This window comes from Xanthomonas populi, assembly GCF_002940065.1.
GTDB lineage: Bacteria > Pseudomonadota > Gammaproteobacteria > Xanthomonadales > Xanthomonadaceae > Xanthomonas > Xanthomonas populi.
The window spans coordinates 1-19,099 of record NZ_MDEJ01000076.1; the positions used below are offsets into that span (position 1 = coordinate 1).

At 63.8% G+C, this 19,099-nt stretch carries 10 protein-coding genes; 6 read left to right on the forward strand and 4 right to left on the reverse strand.

The features are described from left to right. A partial coding sequence (locus XpopCFBP1817_RS12975; protein WP_208619612.1) for a hypothetical protein occupies positions 1-366 on the forward strand: 366 nt, incomplete at its 5' end. A 119-nt stretch (positions 367-485) separates the two neighbouring features. Here XpopCFBP1817_RS12975 and XpopCFBP1817_RS12980 read toward each other — a convergent pair. Continuing rightward, positions 486-1,385: a BPSS1780 family membrane protein gene (locus XpopCFBP1817_RS12980; protein WP_128417448.1), complete on the reverse strand. Its 900-nt coding sequence runs from the start codon at positions 1,383-1,385 to the stop codon at positions 486-488. 57 nt (positions 1,386-1,442) lie between these two features. Continuing rightward, on the reverse strand, positions 1,443-2,195 hold the full coding sequence (locus tag XpopCFBP1817_RS12985; RefSeq protein ID WP_128417449.1) for a glutamine amidotransferase: 753 nt from the start codon (positions 2,193-2,195) through the stop codon (positions 1,443-1,445). A gap of 567 nt (positions 2,196-2,762) precedes the next feature. On the opposite strand from XpopCFBP1817_RS12985, the gene xopAD reads away from it, so the two are divergent. Continuing rightward, positions 2,763-11,468, forward strand: a complete 8,706-nt coding sequence (gene xopAD, locus XpopCFBP1817_RS12995) for a XopAD/skwp family type III secretion system effector (RefSeq protein WP_128417450.1) — start codon at positions 2,763-2,765, stop codon at positions 11,466-11,468. Between the two features lie 56 nt (positions 11,469-11,524). Then, on the forward strand, positions 11,525-11,659 hold the full coding sequence (locus XpopCFBP1817_RS23575; RefSeq protein WP_279627113.1) for a hypothetical protein: 135 nt from the start codon (positions 11,525-11,527) through the stop codon (positions 11,657-11,659). A gap of 288 nt (positions 11,660-11,947) precedes the next feature. On the opposite strand, the gene XpopCFBP1817_RS13000 is transcribed toward XpopCFBP1817_RS23575, so the two are convergent. After that, on the reverse strand, positions 11,948-13,762 hold the full coding sequence (locus XpopCFBP1817_RS13000; protein ID WP_128417451.1) for a GspE/PulE family protein: 1,815 nt from the start codon (positions 13,760-13,762) through the stop codon (positions 11,948-11,950). 90 nt (positions 13,763-13,852) lie between these two features. Between XpopCFBP1817_RS13000 and glyQ the strand changes: the two genes are divergently transcribed. From glyQ to XpopCFBP1817_RS21600, 3 genes are all read left to right on the forward strand, one after another. Continuing rightward, on the forward strand, positions 13,853-14,761 hold the full coding sequence (gene glyQ / locus XpopCFBP1817_RS13005) for a glycine--tRNA ligase subunit alpha (protein ID WP_128417452.1): 909 nt from the start codon (positions 13,853-13,855) through the stop codon (positions 14,759-14,761). Positions 14,762-14,918: 157 nt separating this feature from the next. Beyond that, a complete protein-coding gene (gene glyS, locus XpopCFBP1817_RS13010; RefSeq protein WP_128417453.1) occupies positions 14,919-17,156 on the forward strand; it encodes a glycine--tRNA ligase subunit beta in 2,238 nt (745 codons plus the stop codon). Next, positions 17,156-17,293: a hypothetical protein gene (locus XpopCFBP1817_RS21600; protein WP_158251301.1), complete on the forward strand. Its 138-nt coding sequence runs from the start codon at positions 17,156-17,158 to the stop codon at positions 17,291-17,293. The genes glyS and XpopCFBP1817_RS21600 overlap by 1 nt, the downstream gene beginning before the upstream one ends. 140 nt (positions 17,294-17,433) lie before the next feature. On the opposite strand, the gene XpopCFBP1817_RS13015 is transcribed toward XpopCFBP1817_RS21600, so the two are convergent. Then, positions 17,434-19,099, reverse strand: a 1,666-nt coding sequence (locus tag XpopCFBP1817_RS13015) for a peptidase domain-containing ABC transporter (RefSeq protein ID WP_244171155.1), incomplete at its 5' end; no start/stop codon positions are given.

Below are 19,099 nucleotides of genomic sequence, written 5' to 3' on the forward strand. Positions count from 1 at the left end.
ATCGCTGATTTTTTGAAGGTATGGTCATCATCCAGTGCGTGTCACCACGGCTACGACTTGGTTGTTCGAGGTGCCCTTCAGCTATTCGGTACCGAACAACACGATTTTCTGTGCGCCATGTATGGAGAGCTGACGCTCCGGATCAATCCCTCGTGTCAGGTGATGAGCGAACCCTTCCACGGCCGTAATGCGCGCTTGCGTGAGCATGCAAACACCTCTTTTAGCGGTGTGGGTCACCTGCGCAGGACACCCTGCGGCGCAGCGGTAAAACTCTACGAGAACGCCTTTGCGGCTTATCCGTTGCCATTCGACGCGATCCCGGGCTGCATCGAGGTCGTCCGGGTGGAGCTTGTGCAGACAGATTGAAAACCGTAAGGCATATTGTGCCTTGCGGGGTAATGCCCTTGCGGGGGTAGTGCAGATAGTTGTGCGGCTTCGTCTCATTTGGCCGGCCGAGTGATCTTTGCCGGACACGCATGATGCCCTCAAGCAGCAAACACATCCGGGCGCGACGGCGGGGCCGGCTGTGCAACGGCGCCTTCGTGGCTGAACATCTGCTTCCAGGCGGCGTAGACCGAGCCGGCGAACACCGGCATCAGCACGGCCATCAGCAGCAGCTGGGCCAGCCACATCGCCACGGTCTGCCCGGCCACCAGGCCGACGAGCAGCGCCACGATCATCACCGCGAAATAGATCGCAAAGAGGGCGATGAAGGCCAGCACGAAGAACACCAGCATCGCCGGCAGGTTGTGCAGGCTGGCCCGCAGGCTCTCGCGCAGCGCGTGGCCGCCGGTGCTGCGGTCGAACATCACCTGCGGCGGCATCACGAACAGCGCCAGCGTCATTGCGGCGAACGTTGCGACGGTTAGCAGCAGCCACAGCAGGATGCGGCCGGCCGGCAGGCTGGCGGCGAGTTGCTCGATCTGCACCGGGTCCGGCTGCGCGCCGGACTGGCTGATCTGGTTGATCTTGACCATCACTTCGGACAACTGCTGCAGCCCGTTGGCGCCGATCATCACCAGCAGCAACACGCCCAGCAGCAGGCCGGCGATCAGCTGCGGCAGAAGCGACACCAGCAGATGCGGTGCGCGGCCGTCCTGCAGGCCATGCAGCAGATGCGACGGTTTGGCGATGCGGCCTTCGTCCACTTCGCGGATCGCCCACAGCATGCCGCCCATGAACAACGGGCCGGCCAATACCAGCAGGAACTGCAGGGCTGGGCCCAGCAGCGGCACCAGCAGCGACAGCGACACCACCAGGGTGGCGGTCACGCTCCAGATCACCCCCAGCGAGCCGAGCGCCAGTGGCGCCCGCTTCAGCAGCGAGAAACCTGTCAACAACCATTCTGCGCCGGCAGACGCCGGCACCTTGCGAAGTTCGCTCATTCCCATTCCGGATCGATACGCACCGGACCATCCGGCGTGGCGCGATTATCGCTGCTTTTACGTGTGCGCGGCGGGATGTGCGGTCACTGTTTGCAGGCCGCGTGCGTGATGCACGAAGCGGCGCAGCAGCTTGCGGGCGATCGGCGCGGCGCTGACCTCGCGGGCGACCGTGCGGGCGCAGTAGCCGTGGCGGGCGATGCACTCGGCGCGCGCCTGCACATAGCCGCGCATGTGGTGGGTGGCGAACTCGGGGTGAAACTGCACCCCCCAGGTGGCCTGGCCCCAGCGGAACGCATGGCAGTGGTCCTGCCGCGAACGCGCCAGCACGATGGCCCCGTCCGGGGCGCGCACCACGGTTTGCATGTGCGTGGCGTGCGCGGGGAAATGCGCCGGCAGGCCGGCAAACAAGGGGTCTTGTTCGGCCGGCGGGTGCAGTTCCAGCGCGATGGTGCCGGACTCGCGCCCGGCCGGGTTGTAGTCGACCTCGCCGCCCAGCGCATGCGCCAGCAGCTGGTGTCCGTAGCAGATGCCCAGCAGCGGCATGCCTTGATGAGCGACCTCGCGCAGCCAGTCGGCGCTGCGTTCGCTCCACTCGGCGCGGTCGGTGACATAGGCGGCCGAGCCACTGACAATGGTGCCGGCAAAGCGGTCGCGATCCGGCAGGCGGTCGCCATTGGCGACATCGATGACCACGGTCTCACGTTCGGCCAGCCCGGCCGCCACGCGGATCCAGTGCGGAAAACGGCCGTATCGCTTCATCTCCGGCACGGGGTGCCCGGTTTCGATGATCAGGAACGGAAAAACGGACATGCGCGACAACCTAGGACACGGCAGATGCCGCCGATTGTAGGCGGCAGTGGCGCGTTTTTTTAAGCTGCGCGCCAACGCGGGCACTCGGGTGATTGCCGATTGACATGTCCTGATTCCCTCGCAGCTAGATAGATGGAATGGTGACGGTGGTCGCCGATGGCTGTGGCACGTCCTGTACATCGGCAGACAAGTGCACGACTGGACCGCCAGAGCGTTTGCGCCGTCGCAGCCAGAGAATGCCGCTGTCCGCTTGAACAGAAGCAGAGGACAGCGATGGGGACGGCCAAGCTCGGGCTGAGGGCGCGCGTCGGACTGCGACGGGTGTCAGGCCAACGCGAGGGTCGGCAGGGATTCGTGTAAAAAATAGTCGAATCGTGCCTAACCACCCGAGCACTGCGCCTGACGGCCGCCGAGCACCCAGCCCTGCAGGTGCGCTGCAGCCAAGATGTGCAAGCGCTGCAACACCGTCGTGGGCCTTCGGCCCAACCCGTTACGAGCATCGTAAACGTCATCAACGCTTCGTATTAGATAGAGGCCGCTAGCAGGCGGACTGACTAAATTACAAGCATGAAAACCTCTAACGTCAATCCAAACTCGTTCAAACTGGCCGTAAAGCACTCTCACGAGAAACTGCCCAGGCCAGCGGAGGATCAGGCAGCAGCCAGCACCAGGAGCAACCCTCAATCACTTGGACGGCCGCCGGGCAAACGGAGGCGGGTAGAGTCGGATGAAACTGGAGCTTCGACGCGACACAGGGAGCCCTTGCCCGTGGATGAGCGAACCGGAGCCAACGAAGGCGCATGGGACAGGCGCCTTCGGCAACAATCGGTCGCCCGCTCATACCGGCGCGATGATCCCACCGACCGACGCGGTACCGCGCCCGAGTGGCGCCCGGACAACATGCCCGCGTACGCCAGCGCCTCGTTGGCGTGCCGTAGGCCACAACCAGCAGCGCATAACTTGGAGGCGACAGCGGATCTTCGCCTGACTGAACGACAGTCCAACCGGCCCGCAGTAAAACGATCGCGGGAAGAGCGCGAGTCGCATCAGCGATCGCAGCGGCCAAGGCGTGAGTTTGAGTTGAGCATGGAGGACCTTCGCCGTACCGAACGTCAGCTCGACCCGACGGCAAAAAAACGGCTGCGGGCAGAGCGAGAGCGGTATCGGCAACAGTTGAGTGCGTCCAACCGGGGAGCTCAGAACCACAACGCTCGCCTGTGCGTCTCCATGGCACAGGACAACGAACTGGCGCATCGCAGCTCTGGCTGGCTGGCGTTGCCCTTCCTGGATGAGACCATCAATGCGCAAACCAATGCGCAGTGGCTCGATAAATACCTTCAGATGATTGCCAATGCAAGGCCGGTCGCTGGGGCAGCTGGGGCAGTCGTAACGCACCGCGATCTCGATCGTAACACCGAACTCGCGGCGCAGTATCTCTACAAGACCGGGTGGTTCGAAGCTGCATCGCTGAAGCAGCTGGCCCATGTGGGCAACAAGCTGAGCAAGCACCTGAACCAGCAAGCATGCATGGATGCAATCGCGTGGATCGCCGGACAGGTGGAGCAGGCCGATGATCTATTGGAGCTGGTTGGCAATCCTTTAGTCCTACTCCTGAACGCCTTCGCCAAGAATACCGACAGCGGCAGGTGCAAACGCGCGGTGGCTCGTCTGGCACGTCACCTGCAGCGTGACCACAAGGCCCGGCAGTCTCTGGACCCGCGGGGCATCGGCTTGTCACTCAATGCCTTCAGCAAGTGGTTCGATAATCCGGACTGCCAGTCCATGGCGCACTCGCTCGCCGCGCTTCTCGCCAGCGACAGCCGCCTGCGTTATGCGATGGATGCGCAGAGCGTCGCGAACACGCTCAACGCCCTGAGTAAATGGCCCGACACGCCGGTCTGTGCGGCCGCCGCCAGCGCGCTGGCCTCGCGGCTGGCCGACGAGCGCAGTTTGTGCCACGCCCTCAAGCCGCAAGAAGTGGGCACCGCGCTTAACGCCCTGAGCAAATGGCCCGACACGCCGGTCTGTGCGGCCGCCGTCAGCGCACTGGCCTTGCGGCTGGCCGACGATCGCAGGTTGCGCAATGCCCTCGAACCGCAAGGCGTGGCCAATGCGCTCAACGCCCTGAGCAAATTCCACGACACGCCGGTCTGTGCGGAGGCTGTCAGCGCGCTGGCCGGGCGGTTGGCCGTCGATCGCGGGTTGCGCAATGCCCTCGAACCGCAAGGCGTGGCCAATGCGCTCAACGCCCTGAGCAAATTCCCCGACACGCCGGTCTGTGCGGAGGCTGTCAGCGCGCTGGCCGAGCGGCTGGCCGACGATCCCGGGTTGCGCAAGGCCCTGGACCAGCAAGGGATTGCCAACGCGCTCAATGCCTTGAGCAAATTTCCCGATACGGAGGTCTGCGCGGCTGCCACCAGCAGGCTGGCCGAGCGGCTGGCCGACGATTCCGGGTTGCGCAAGGCCCTGGACCCGCAAGGTGTGGCCAACGCGTTGAATGCCCTAAGCAAATTTCCCGATACGGAGGTCTGTGCGGAAGCCCTCAGCGCGCTGGCCGCGCGGCTGGTCGATGATCCCGGGTTGCGCAATGCCCTCGACCCTATCAACGTGACCCAAGCGCTCAACGCCCTGAGCAAATTGCCCGACACGGAGGTCTGCGCGGCCGCCGCCAGCATGCTGGCCTTGCGGCTGGTATTGGAGCGCGATTTGCGCGACGCCCTCAAATCGCAAGAAGTCGCCACCGCGCTCAACGCCCTGAGCAAATTTCCCAGCACGGAGGTCTGTGCGGAAGCCGTCAGCGCGCTGGCCGCGCGGCTGGTCGACGATTCCGGGTTGCGCAATGCCCTCGACCCTATCAACGTGGCCCAAGCGCTCAACGCCCTGAGCAAGTTTCCCAGCACGGAGGTCTGTGCGGAAGCCGTCAGCGCGCTGGCCGCGCGGCTGGTCGATGATCCCGGGTTGCGCAATGCCCTCGACCCTAACAACGTGACCCAAGCGCTCAATGCCCTGAGCAAATTGCCCGACCTGAAAGTCAGCCAGGCCGCCGCTGAGGCCTTGGCCTTACGGCTGGCCGACGAGCGCAGTTTGTGCGACGCCCTCAAGCCGCAAGAGGTGGCCATCGCGCTCAACGCCCTGAGCAAATTTCCCGACACGCCGGTTTGTGTGGCCGCCGTCAGCGCACTGGCCGCGCGTCTGGCCGACGATCCCGGGTTGTGCGACGCCCTCGAACCGCAAGAGGTGGCCAATGCGCTCAACGCCCTGAGCAAATTGCCCGACACGCCGGTCTGTGTGGCCGCCGTCAGTGCGCTGGCTCGGCGGCTGGCCGACGATCGCAGGTTACGCCAGGCCCTCAACTCACTAGACTTGGCCAGCGCGTTGAATGCCCTAAGCAAATTGCCTGACGCACCGTTCTGCACTGCTGCAGTCAAGGTACTCGCCTTGCGGCTGGCCGACGATCCCGGGTTGCGCAAGGCCCTGGACCCGCAAGGTGTGGCCAACGCGTTGAATGCCTTGAGCAAATTTCCCGATACGGAGGTCTGCGCGGCTGCCGTCAGCGCACTGGCCGCGCGTCTGGCCGACGATCCCTGGTTGTGCAAGGCCCTCGACCCGCAAGGCGTGGCCACCGTGCTCAACGCCTTGAGCAAATTGCCCGACACGCCGGTCTGCGTGGCTGCCGCCAGCACGCTGGCTGCGCGGCTGGTCGAAGATCCCGGGTTGTGCGACGCCCTCAAGCCGCAAGAAGTGACCACCGCGCTCAACGCCCTGAGCAAATTGCCCGACTCGCCGGTCTGTGCGGCCGCCGTCAGCGCACTGGCCGCGCGGCTGGCCGACGATCCCGGGTTGTGCAATGCCCTCGACCCGCAAGGCGTGGCCAATGCGCTCAACGCCCTGAGCAAATTGCCCGACTCGCCGGTCTGCGCGGCTGCCGCCAGCGCACTGGCCGCGCGGCTGGCCGACGATTCCGAGTTGTGCAATGCCCTGGACCCTATCAACGTGACCACCGCGCTCAACGCCCTGAGCAAATTTCCCGATACGGAGGTCTGCGCGGCTGCCGTCAGCAGGCTGGCCGCGCGGCTGGCCGACGATTCCGAGTTGTGCAATGCCCTGGACCCGCAAGGCGTGGCCATCGCGCTCAACGCCCTGAGCAAATGGCCCGACACGCAGGTCTGCGCGGAAGCCGTCAGCGCGCTGGCCGCGCGGCTGGCCGACGATCCCAGGTTGTGCAATGCCCTCGACCCGCAAGGCGTGGCCAATGCGCTCAACGCCCTGAGCAAATGGCCCGACACGCCGGTCTGTGCGGCCGCCGTCAGCGCACTGGCCGCGCGTCTGGCCGACGATCCCGGGTTGCGCAATGCCCTCGACCCTATCCACCTGACCCAAGCGCTCAACGCCCTGAGCAAATTTCCCGACACGCCGGCCTGCGAGACGGCCATCGACGTCTTGGCTGCGAGGCTGGCTGAGGACCACGATCTGCGACAAGTCATGGAAGCGCAACACGTGGCCCTGTCGCTCAACGCGCTGAGCAAATGTTTCGGAAGGCCGGCGTGTCAACCGGCAGGCGTACTGCTCGCCGAGCGCGCAGGCTCGGCCGAGTTGCCATGGCAGCAGTTCGAGATGCGTTGGATCGCCATGGTGGCCAACGCCATGTCCCGCCTGCTGCACCTGGCCGAGGAACAGTTCCAGACCTTGGGTGGCGCCAAACTGCAGGCGATGGCTGGGCACCTGGACTTGCACCGCGAGCGTTTTGAGTCCGCCTCGGCCTCGGATATCGGAACGCTCTTCAAGGCCCTTTCATCGGCGCGGCTTCATCGCCAGATGCGTCCGCTGGCACGGCCAGCGCTGGAGCGGGTTTCGGTGCTGGTCGGGGGCGACGGATTACGCGAGACCAACCTTGAGGGTATCGGTAGCCTATGCATGGGACTGTTGCCGTTGATCCGCAGTCCAGAGCTGACCTCTCGCCATCGGGGCCACGCATTGCGCGCGTTGAACACGTTGCAGCCCATCGTCGAGCGCAAGATCGACATTTACCTGAGCGGCGGTGGCTCGCGGTCTTCGACCGACATCGAACAGCACGCAACGCGATGCCCGGCGCTGACCTTCTTCCAGGTGCTCAAGGCTTACGCGATGGTCAGCCGGCAATGGAAACCGCGCCACGTTGAAGGCTCGCGGGTGGAAGTGCGCCAGCGCCGCGACCAACTGGCGAAATGGGTGGACTTGACGCTGGAGCGGACGCGCGAGGCCATTGAGGCGGACCTCGGCGAGATGAGTTGGAACCTGATCGCGCAGATCGAGGCCGGTGAACAGGTGTTTGACGCCCTTGACCTGCGCATGGCGAAGGAAGCGCCAAAGATCGCGCAGGCACATCCACCCAGCGACTTCGGCCTAGGCGCCGGGCGCCTGAGCATGTGTTCGGAACCCGGCCAGCCCCGCGCGCCGGCGTCCGGCACCGGCAGCACGACCCACATCGTTGTCGATCTGCGCGGCAAGGAAGTGTCGACCAACGCAGCCGAGACGAACAAGCCGTACTCGCTGTTCGCGCGTCTGACGGGCCAGCCGCTGGTAGAGGTCCAACTGCCGGGATCGATTTCAACGTTCATGCTCGCGCGCACGCTTACCTACCAGGGCGAGCCCTGGCGCTTCGACATGTTTGGCGGCAGCCGCGCCACGCGCGGCAACATGACCCGCCCAGTCCATCTGCTGTCCGGCACCTCTGGAGCGTCGTCGATGCTGCCGGCGATCCGCTATGCCGACACTGTTCCGGGCAGCAGCCTGATGAAGCTCGTCGCCAAGCTCGCTCCGCAGCGCGAGGACTGGTCGCGCATGCAGCGCTCGCTGCTGGAGATGGTATCGAGCGATCACGTGGTTGAGGGTACGCTGAGGATAGGATTTTTCGACGATGTCAGCGGTCCAGAACACCCGTTCAAGCCCCTGGCGCCGGACGGGCGGCCTCTGGCGCTGTGCCCCAATGATGGCTGCGGCTTTCTGAAGCTGGAAGTGGCCAAGAGCATCCCGGCCTTCCGTAAGTATTTCTCTGCCTGGCAAGCTGTGCAGGCCGGTCAGGCCAGCCAAGAGCAGCGTGACCTTCTTGGCCAGGACAAGGGCCCCACGCGACTTGCACCGCAGGCGTTGCAGCACTTCCCGCGCGACGAGATGGCGTTGCAGGAGGCGCACGAGGCGATGCAGCGCCGGCTTAAGGCGCTGCCGCCGGCGTTGAACAAACTCGCGCTGTTCGAGCTGGCCACCAGCGGCGGCTACCAGGGCCAGAGAGTCAGGGCGGTGCCCTCCGCCGACGACAAGGTGCATCTGCCGCGGGAGCGCAGTCAGGCCTTCGACGCTGCAGGCGGTCCGTTGCTGATCGGCAAGCCACCCTACGACAAGGAGAATCTGCTGCCGGTGCCTGAGGAGCGCGTCGCGACCGTGGCGAAGGGCGACGCCACCGCGGAGTTTCTTTCGCAGTCCTTCGGCATTCAGTACAGCTACACCGGGTTCGACGACACGTCGGACAACGATGAGCAGATGCTGCACAGCAAGGGCATGCTCATCGTGGTGCCGGAGAAGAGCTGGCCGGCCGATTTCGCGAACACGGACCTGGTTTGCTCGAAGGAGGACCTCAAGACGCTGTCGAGCTGGACGTCCGGCCGCGACCGCAGCGCCGTGCCGCGCGACATGCTAAGCACCGGCAGCCTGCGGCTCAAGGACATCGTGGAGCCAGGGCGCCTGGGTGCGCTGCCGATCGCGGAGTTGCGCAAGCGCAACATGGATACCGACGGGGACGATGCATTTGTGTACGCGGGCTATCCGAAGCTGGCGGCGCTGATCTCGCGCGAGATGGCCGATCGCGAGGAAAGACGCGGCCAGCCGCAGTCCTTCAAACCACCGAAGACGGCCACGCCGGGCATCGACCCCGAGAGTGGTCACTACCAGGCCGGTCGGTTGTCCGAGATCATGTCGCTGCAGCGTGGCGGCAAGATCATGGGTGCGGCCAGCACCCTGGCGGCGCGCTTCATGGCGCAACCCGACGAGCTGCGCGAGGCGATGGCGCGCAGTATGATGTTCGGCACCTACGATGGCATCGAGCGCGATCTGCGCAATGGCTTGCGCCAGGTGCTCGAAGGCGAGCAAAGAGATCCCCAGATGTTGGAGGGACTACGCGCCCAGGCGCATGAAGCCATTGAGCGCGCCCATATGCCCGAAGCGCGTGAAGCCGCCGAACTGCTATACGCGCAGCTGCTCGGGCTGGAGCAGGCGTCGGCCGCCTCCGCAGACGCGCCGCACCTACCCGATGCGCTGGCCGAAGCGTTCCCGCAGCTTGCCGAAGCCTACGCTGCCGCGCCTGATGCCGAAGCACGTATCCACGCTATCCTCGACAACTATCCGGTGTGCCGGCTATCACGCGCGCAGTTTCCGAAGGGACAACCGGGGCTCATCCCTGGCGAGCCAGAGCTGAGCATGCGCAACCTTTTCACCATCGCCATCAAGGTGGGGACCGATGCGCTGAAATCCGACACGGGTACGGCGTTGTTCGCCAAAATCGTGGAGTCCTGCGAACGATCCGAACGGGCCTTCGCCGAGCGGGTACGCATCGTGCCGTACAGCAAGACAACCGCACGGGCCATGCACGATGGCAGCTTCGACGCCGAGCAGACCACTGCACTCCTGCAGCGCATGCCGACGATGGCTGCGGGCGTCATGCAGGATGCGCTGCGCTCGCTGCAACAGGCGCGCCTGATCGATCCGCCACCGCCTCCGGCCCAGCGATTGCGCGCGGTACGGGCCGAGGACATCACGCGTAACGCCCAAGCCCTGCTGACCCGCGCCCGCGAAATGGAACCCGTGGTCACCGACATGCTGGAAAGCGTGGTCCAGGCCCATGATGGGCGACTGGTCGGAAAGCACCTTCAACTGAAATCCCTCGGCTCGTTGGTGGAAAAGCTTGGGCAGCAGGTAGCTTTGAAGCACAAGACCCTGGAACAAGCGGCGGCTGGTGTGAATGACGCACTGCGTTACAGCGTGGTACTTGACCAAAAGAACTTCAGCAGCGGCCTGCGTAGCGTGCTGGCCGCGCTGGACGACCAGGGCCATGCCCGCGTGAAGCTGACCAATTTTTTCACCAAGCGCCGGCAGACATTCAAGGCGGTCAACGTCACGATGCGTGGCCACAACGATGCGCTATGGGAGATTCAGTTCCATACGCAGGATACGTTCGCGCTCAAGGAGAGATTCCACGATGTATACAAGAGCGGACATACGCTGAAGCTCGAGGGCGCTCCTTTGAGCGATCAGGATGAACTGATGGCGCCTGCGCGGGAGGCATTCGGTCTTATCGCCACGCCGCCCGGCTGCGATGAGATCGACGATTGGGAGGAGGAGAACGTCCCGGCCGTGGCAATCAGTGCCCCGGTTGTCGATTCCAAACTTCAAGCACCCGCAAAGACGCCGCAGAATTCCGTGCAGGCGTCAGCAAGCAGCACCCCGCAATGGGCGCTGTCGCAGCAGACACCTCTCGGCAGGATGACGCCTTCCGCAGCCGGCGAGGTCACGCCCCAATCGACCCCAGTGATGGTCTCCCCCTTGCAGAGGGCGCCAACGCAATTCAATGCAGACGTATCGCCGGCACAAATCTTGTTCAACGTCGCCGCAGGCAAGCAAGAGTCGCTTACCCCCGTCTTCAACAAGCTGGCCGACGACTTGGACGCGCTGCTCTGGGGGAACGTGCGCTACAACAGTGCGGACGACCGGATCGAGCAGGTGCAAAACGCGCCGTTCCAGAAATCGGTCGCATCGATCAAGGACAAGATTCGGCGCCATGTGCGAGCCGGCATGACGGGGGCACAGGCGAATCAGAGCGTGGGCGATGCGCTGCGCTATGTGCTTCAGTTGCCTTCCGAGGATTTCGTGGCGAAGGTGCTGGCGGCAAATGACGCGCTGCATCGGCAAAAAATGACTTGCGTGAAGCTGAAAAATTACTTTACCTCAGGAGACGGCACCTACAAGGGGATCAATGCCCGTTTCACGGATGCCGAGGGATATGAGTTCGAAGTGCAGTTTCACACTGCCGACAGCTTCAAAGCCAAGGCGAAAACGCACCTGCTGTACAAACAGATACAGTTGGCACAGAACAAACTTGACAAGGTGAAGCAAGAAAATCAGCCCGACCTCGTTAAGCAGGCAAAACTGACACAGCAGATAGCAAAGCATATAAACGCGATGCAAGAGATAATGACTAAAGTGAGCAAGCCTGCACGCGTCGAGAGCCTGGATGGTCGCTCATAAGGTCCAATCAACCGCCCGAGACTCCGGGGAACTCCGACTCTTGAGAAGATGGAGCCGTGAGCCAGACGAAGTATCCACCGGAAGTGCATGAGCGCCGAGTTCGACTGATGCGCGAGCATCAGGGCGAGTACGGCTCGCAGTGGGCGGCGAGTGAGTCGATCGCCGTCAAGGTGATCGACCGCTGGGCGTAAGAGAACGGCGTGGAAACCGGATTTCTCTCGGCCTGCAGCTCACCAACAACGCGCTGGTGGAAAGCTTCAATGGACGGCTACGATACGACTGGAGTGCTTGAACGAAAACGAGGGGTCGGCAGGGATTCGTGTGAAAACAGCCAAAAGTTGGCTTACTCGCTGTCAGCCAGAGAATTTTTCACCAAACCCTGCCGGCCCTCGACTCCGCGCGGCGGCTTGCGGGCTTCCCGACGGGTCGCGCGCGCGAAAAAAGCGTAAGCGGCGTGCTCCGGAGAGCGGAGGATTCGCCTATTCGCGCGGCGGCAGCACCGACAGCACTTCTTCGATGGTGGTCAGCCCGGCAGCGACCTTCTCCAGGCCGGTGCGCCGCAACGTGCGCAATCCCTCGCCGCGCGCGGCATTGCTGAAGCTGGCCAAGTCAGTATCGGCGCGGATCAGGCTGCGCAAACGCGGGGTCACCGGCAGCAATTCGTACAAGCCCACACGGCCCAGATAGCCGGTGCGGCGGCATTCCAGGCAGCCGACCGGCGCGTGCACGTTGAGCACCTCCGGCAGCGCTTCGCCCGGCTCGCGGATTGCCGACCACTCGTTATCGCTGAGCGTGTGCGGGCGCTTGCAATGCACGCACAGCGTGCGTACCAGCCGCTGCGCCAGCACGCCGTTGAGCGTGGAAGCCACCAAGTAATGCGGCACGCCCAGATCGAGCAGGCGGGTAATCGCCGAGGCGGCATCGTTGGTGTGCAAGGTAGACAACACCAGATGTCCGGTCAGCGAAGCTTGCACCGCCATCTGCGCGGTTTCCAGGTCGCGGATTTCGCCGATCATGATGATGTCTGGGTCTTGTCGCAGCAGTGTGCGCACACCGCTGGCAAAATCCAGGTCGATGTTTTGCTGGACCTGCATCTGGTTGAATTCCGGCGCGATCATTTCAATGGGGTCTTCCACGCTGCACACGTTCACGTCCGGTGTTGCCAGGCGTTTGAGCGTGGAATACAGCGTGGTGGTCTTGCCCGAGCCGGTCGGGCCGGTGACCAGTACGATGCCGTGCGGGCGCTCGACCAGTGCGCTCCAGCCGGCCGCTTCCTCGGGACTGAAACCGAGTTGTTCGATGCTCTTGAACGCCGAATCCGGGTCGAAGATGCGCATCACGCATTTCTCGCCGAACGCGGTGGGCATGGTGGACAGGCGCATTTCCACCTCGCGCCCGCCCGGCGCACGGGTCTTGATGCGGCCGTCCTGCGGGCGGCGGCGTTCGGCCAGGTCCATGCGGCCGAGCACCTTGATGCGGCTGACCACCGCGGTCATCACCGACGGCGGCACTTCCAGCACCTTATGCAGTACGCCGTCGATACGGAAGCGCATGCGCCCGGCTTCGCGGCGCGGCTCCAGATGGATGTCGCTTGCCCGCTGTTCGTAGGCGTATTGCAGCAGCCAGTCGACGATATGCACGATGTGGTGGTCGTCGGCGTTGACGTCGCCGGCGCGGCCCAGTTCCACCAACTGCTCGAAACTGGGCAGGCCCGCGCCCGGTTCGGCGCTGCGCACATCGCCGCGTGCGCCGCGCACCGACTGGGTGACGCCGAAGAACTCCATTGTGTAGCGATGCAGTTCCAGCGGGTTGATCAGCGCCAGTTCGATGCGACGACGGCTCAGATGCTGCACGTCGGCCAGCCATTCCAGCGCCAGCGGCTCGCTGGTGGCGATCAGTACGCGTTCGGCATCCAGCGCCAGCGGCAGGATGCGGTGGCGGCGCGCATACGCATGCGACACCACGCCGGTGACCGCGGCCACATCGATGCGGGTGGGATCGATACGTAGATAGCGCAGGCCGGTGCGGGTGGCCATCCACTCGGTCAGCCGTTCCAGGCCGAGTTCGCCGGCCGGCGGCTGCGCGGCATGCAGCTTGAGGTTGGCCAGCAGCACCAGCGGATGCACCTCGCTGGCGTTGCGCACGCCGGCGGCCGAGAACTGCACGCGTTCGTGCTCGTGCGGCACCACCATGCCATCGCCAAGAAACGCGGCGGCCACCGGGTCGAACATAAGCCGGCCGCGCGGTAGCAGTGCCACTACGCTGTCCGGATCGGCCGTACCCCGCTGTTCCATGCTCGATGTTCCCCTGCCGCGGTGCCCCGCGGCAAAGCGCTGCGGGTCGGCCGGTATACTAGCGCACCCCTTCCGCACGGCCCTTGCTGCATGTCCGATTCCCGGCGCGTTCCAATCACTTTCCAGGGCCTGATCCAGACCCTCAACCAGTACTGGGCCGAGCAGGGCTGCGTGCTGATCCAGCCGCTGGACCTGGAAGTGGGCGCGGGCACGTTCCATCCGGCTACGTTTCTGCGCGCGCTAGGCCCGGAGCCGTGGAATGCGGCCTACGTGCAGCCCTCGCGCCGTCCTACCGATGGTCGTTATGGCGAAAACCCCAATCGCCTGCAGCGCTACTACCAGTACCAGGTGGCGATGAAGCCCAACCCGGACAATATCCAGGACCTGTACCTGGGCTCGCTCAAGGCGCTGGGCATCGACCCGCTGGTGCACGACCTGCGCTTTGTCGAAGACAATTGGGAATCGCCGACCCTCGGCGCCTGGGGCCTGGGCTGGGAAGTCTGGCTCAACGGCATGGAAGTGACCCAGTTCACCTACTTCCAGCAGGCTGGCGGACTGGAGTGCAAGCCGGTGCTGGGCGAGATCACCTACGGCCTGGAACGGCTGTGCATGTATCTGCAGAGTTGCAACAACGTCTACGACCTGGTGTGGACCTACGGCCCGGACGGCACGCCGGTGAGCTATGGCGATGTGTACCACCAGAACGAAGTGGAGCAGAGCGCTTACAACTTTGAACATGCCAACGTCGCCGAGCTGTTCCATCGCTTCGATGCGTGCGAAGCCGAGGCCAAGCAGTTGATCGAGGTCGGCTTGCCGCTGCCGGCATATGAGCAGGTGACCAAGGCCAGCCACGCGTTCAATCTGCTGGATGCACGCCGCGCGATCAGCGTGACCGAGCGCCAGCGCTACATCCTGCGCGTGCGCACGTTGTCGCAGGGCGTGGCGCAGGCGTACTACGCACAGCGGGAGAAGCTGGGGTTTCCCGGGGTAAAGAAGTAACCGAGCCCCTTTCCCACCGGGAGAGGGGTTGGGGTGAGGGTACAAAGGCGTCGCCCTCGTGCACTCAAACTCCGCAAGGCTTCGCCCGTACCCTCATCCGCCCCTTTGGGGCACCTTCTGCCAACGGGAGAAGGGACACACGCAAGGTTCACCTGATATGCGCGAACAACTTCCCCTGCTGATCGAACTGGGCACCGAAGAGCTGCCGGTCAAGGCGCTGCCTGGCCTGGCGCAGGCCTTCTTCGATGGCGTGCTGCACGGTCTGGAAAAGCGTGGCGTCGCGGTCACCCGTGGCGATGCCAAACCGCTGTCCACGCCGCGCCGTCTGGCGGTGCTGCTGCCGGGCGTGGCGACCGAGCAACCCGAACAGCGTTCCGAAGTGCTGGGCCCGTATCTCAACATCGCACTGGATGCCGAAGGCAAGCCGACCAAGGCACTGGCCGGTTTCGCGGCCAAGGCCGGCATCGACTGGACCGCGCTGGAGCGCACCAGCGATGCCAAGGGCGAGCGTTTCGTGCATCGCGCGGTGACGCCGGGCGCGCGCACCGCCGATTTGTTGCCGGACATTCTGCGCGAAGCGATCGCCGCGATGCCGATCCCCAAGCCGATGCGCTGGGGCGCGCACGAATACGCGTTCGCGCGGCCGGTGCAGTGGCTGGTTCTGCTGTTCGGCGATGCGGTGATTCCGGCCGAATTGCTGGGCGTGCGTGGCGATCGCATCACGCGTGGGCATCGCTTCATGCATCAGGGCGAAGTCTCGCTGGTCGCACCGGGCGATTACGTCGACGCACTGCGTGCGGCGCACGTGCTCGTGGATGCGGACGCACGCCGTGTGCGCATCGTCGAAGAAGTCCAATCGGCCGCAAAGCAGGCCGGCGGCAGTGCGCGCATCAGCGAGGACCATCTGCAGCAGGTGGTCAACCTGGTCGAATGGCCGTCGGCGGTGCTGTGCAGTTTCGAGCGCGCGTTCCTGGCGGTGCCGCAGGAAGCGCTGATCGAAACCATGGAGATCAACCAGAAGTTCTTCCCGGTGCTGGACGACGGCGGCAAGTTGACCGAGCAGTTCATCGGCATCGCCAATATCCAGTCCAAGGACGTGGCCGAAGTCGCCAAGGGCTACGAGCGGGTGATCCGTCCGCGCTTTGCCGATGCCAAGTTCTTTTTCGACGAAGACCTCAAGCAGGGGCTGGAGGCGATGGGCGCGGGTCTGGCCAGCGTGACCTATCAGGCCAAGCTGGGCACGGTAGCCGACAAGGTCGCGCGCGTGGCGGCGCTGGCCGAGATTATCGCCCCGCAAGTTGGTGCCGATCCGGTGCAGGCGCGTCGTGCCGCGGAATTGGCCAAGAACGACCTGCAGTCACGCATGGTCAACGAATTCCCGGAACTGCAGGGCATTGCTGGTCGCCACTACGCAAAGGCGGCCAGTGAGCCGAGCGAGATTTCGCTGGCCATCGACGAGGCTTACCAGCCGCGCTTTGCCGGCGACGACATCGCGCTATCGCCGCTGGGCAAGGTGCTGGCGATTGCGGAACGTTTGGATACCTTGGCCGGTGGTTTTGCGGCCGGGTTGAAGCCGACCGGCAACAAGGATCCGTTCGCGTTGCGGCGTAATGCGCTCGGGTTGGCGCGGACGGTGATTGAGTCGGGGTTTGACTTATCACTAATTGATTTGATCAAGAAAGCAGTGAGTTTGGTTAGTTCCGCTTTGGCCTCGTCGCAAGCTAGTAAACAACAAACAGCGGCTGAAGCCGCCAAGACCCAAGGCGTCAATGTCGCAGAGCGTCAGAGCGGCGGACTATGGGTGCCAAATGTAGAGGCGACTACAGCAGAAATTTTTGATTTCGTCCTGGATCGTTTGCGAGGCTACTACGCAGACAAAGGCGTCCCTGCCACGCATTTCAACGCAGTCGCCGCATTGTTCTCGGTCGCGCCCGAGGGCGCTCCTACAGCGCTTGGCGTAGGAGCGCACCTGGGCGCGACCCACGGCTCCCTCTACGACTTCGACCGCCGTATCGATGCGATCGGCATCTTCGCCACGCTGCCCGAGGCCGAAGCCCTGGCCGCAGCCAACAAGCGCATCCGCAATATCCTGCGCAAGGTCGAGGGCGACATCCCCGGCGATATCGACACCCGCCTGCTACGCGAGCCTGCCGAAGAAGCCCTGGCCGAAGCGGTGGAAGCTGCCATCGGCGATACCGGCGATGCGCTGCACCGCCACGACTACGTCGCCGTGCTCGCACGCCTGGCGCGGTTACGCCCCCAGGTCGACGCGTTCTTCGACGGGGTGATGGTCAATGCCGAAGATGCACAACTGCGTGCCAACCGACTCGCCTTGCTGAAGAAGCTCGGCGACCGCCTCGGCAGTGTCGCCGCCATCGAGCATCTGTCCAGCTGATGGCAGCGTCCGCCGGCGCAGTGCACTGGCAAACCGCTCAGGCTGCATTGGCACGTCGCGACCTGGGGGTGGCGGCGTCTGCATTGCAGGCGCTACTGGAAGCGGCGACCAAACCACGCCATAACGCCAGTATTTGACGATGATCGACGGCAGCTCCGGGTGCCGGACTGGCGGCCCTGGGTGCTGGTACCGCTTTAGGTGCAATCTGCGATCGGCACGTCGGGTTCTTTGACCGAGCGCAAGCGATGAGACCATCGTCCACGCAGGCATCAATCGCTCATCGGATCCAAGTTTGCCTGGAAAGATCGAACACGCGGTCCGCCATCGCAATGGTCTCCTTGCGATGAGCGATGATGATCCTGGTAATCTCCAGATCCATAACTGCGTCGTTGACCACCTTTTCGTTGTCGCTATCCAGATGGCTGGTCGCTTCATCGAGCACGAGGACCTTAGGCTGCCTGTATAGTGCCCTCGCCAGTAGGATCCTTTGCTTCTGTCCACCGGACAAGGTCGAGCCCATATCGCCGACCAGGGTTTCGTAGCCCATTGGCATCTTCAATATGTCATCGTGGATACCGGCAGCACGCGCTGCCGCTTCGATCTCGGACAGCTCCGCCGCGCTGTCGAAGAACGCCAGGTTGTCGGCGATCGTCCCAGAGAATAGGCAATCATCCTGCATCACTGCCGCCATTCCCTCGGCGGGGATTGCGCTGCGGCAAACAGGGCCGGGCTGGTCGGTTACTGTCACTTCTCCTTCCTGCGGCGCAATCAGGCCAAGGACGATTTTGGCAAGCGTGGTCTTGCCACATCCGCTTGGACCGACCAAGGCAACAGACTGGCCAGGCGCTATGGTGAAGCTCAAGTTCCTGAAGATCCACGGTTCCCATTCGGAGTAGCGATATCCCAGCCCCTTCACCTGCACCTCCGGTGCGGATCGGAGGGCGCCTTCCAGGCGCCCGTGCGCAGGCTCTTGGTCCGCAGTGGTGATATCGGCGAGACGATTGAGGTGGAGTCCAAGCATCTTTAGCTCGACCGCCATATCGATGAAGGAGCCGACACGGGTCGAAAACTGGTCCGCATAGGACAGGGCGGCAACCATCATGCCGGCGGTCATCGCGTTGCTTGAGATCAGGTAGGCGCCTGCCGAGAGCAAGAAAACTCGCTGCAGCCCGAAGATACCCTGGCTGGCGGCTCCAAAGCCCAGCTTGATCCGCTCGGCGGTCACTCCACGCTTGGCGGCCTCCAGCGTAGCATTGGCCAAGCGGGCGCGGCGTTCGAGCTGGCGGTTGGCCAGCTTGATTGCCTGGATGCCCCGTACCGACTCCATCAACTCCGATTGCTGTCGTGCATCGAACACCATGCTCTGTTCACTTGCACGCCAGAGCGCCCTGAACATGAGGAAGCGACCCAAGGCGTAGAGGGCGGCCACTGCTACCGCCACGGTCGCCATACCCTTGCTGTAGATGACCAGCAATACCAAAGCTAGGCTGCCCGTCAGGCCATCTAGCAGTGCGGTGACGAAGCTACCCGTCAAGATCGCCTGGATCCAGTGAATGGATCCGAATCGGGACATGATGTCTCCTAGGTGTCGCTTCTCGAAGAAGTCCAGTGGCAGGCGCATGAGATGGCTGAAGATGTTAGTGACCCACTGCGTGCTGATGTTGGCCCCCAGCCAGCTAATCAACCACGCCCTCGCCAAATTCAGACCCGCCTGGATGATGATCACCAGCGAAAAGATCGCTGCCACCGTGAGTATGACCTTGCCGTTAGACTCTGAGATCTGGTCGACTGCCCACTGGGCCTGGAGCGGTATAGATAGCCCGAGCGCCTCGATTGCCAATGCGAGGGCGAAGATCTGGATCAGGACCTGAGGTTTCCCCACGTTTTCCCGAGATAGATCAGCTGGTTGCACCCGGATCGTGTAGAAACAAGTGCGCGCATGG

What these genes read in the sequence shown, in the direction of transcription:
- XpopCFBP1817_RS12985 (WP_128417449.1), bottom strand. Translation starts at nt 2,195, where the DNA reads ATGTCCGTTTTTCCGTTCCTGATCATCGAAACCGGGCACCCCGTGCCG.
- glyQ (WP_128417452.1), top strand. Translation starts at nt 13,853, where the DNA reads ATGTCCGATTCCCGGCGCGTTCCAATCACTTTCCAGGGCCTGATCCAG.
- xopAD (WP_128417450.1), top strand. Translation starts at nt 2,763, where the DNA reads ATGAAAACCTCTAACGTCAATCCAAACTCGTTCAAACTGGCCGTAAAG.
- glyS (WP_128417453.1), top strand. Translation starts at nt 14,919, where the DNA reads ATGCGCGAACAACTTCCCCTGCTGATCGAACTGGGCACCGAAGAGCTG.
- XpopCFBP1817_RS21600 (WP_158251301.1), top strand. Translation starts at nt 17,156, where the DNA reads ATGGCAGCGTCCGCCGGCGCAGTGCACTGGCAAACCGCTCAGGCTGCA.
- XpopCFBP1817_RS13000 (WP_128417451.1), bottom strand. Translation starts at nt 13,762, where the DNA reads ATGGAACAGCGGGGTACGGCCGATCCGGACAGCGTAGTGGCACTGCTA.
- XpopCFBP1817_RS12980 (WP_128417448.1), bottom strand. Translation starts at nt 1,385, where the DNA reads ATGAGCGAACTTCGCAAGGTGCCGGCGTCTGCCGGCGCAGAATGGTTG.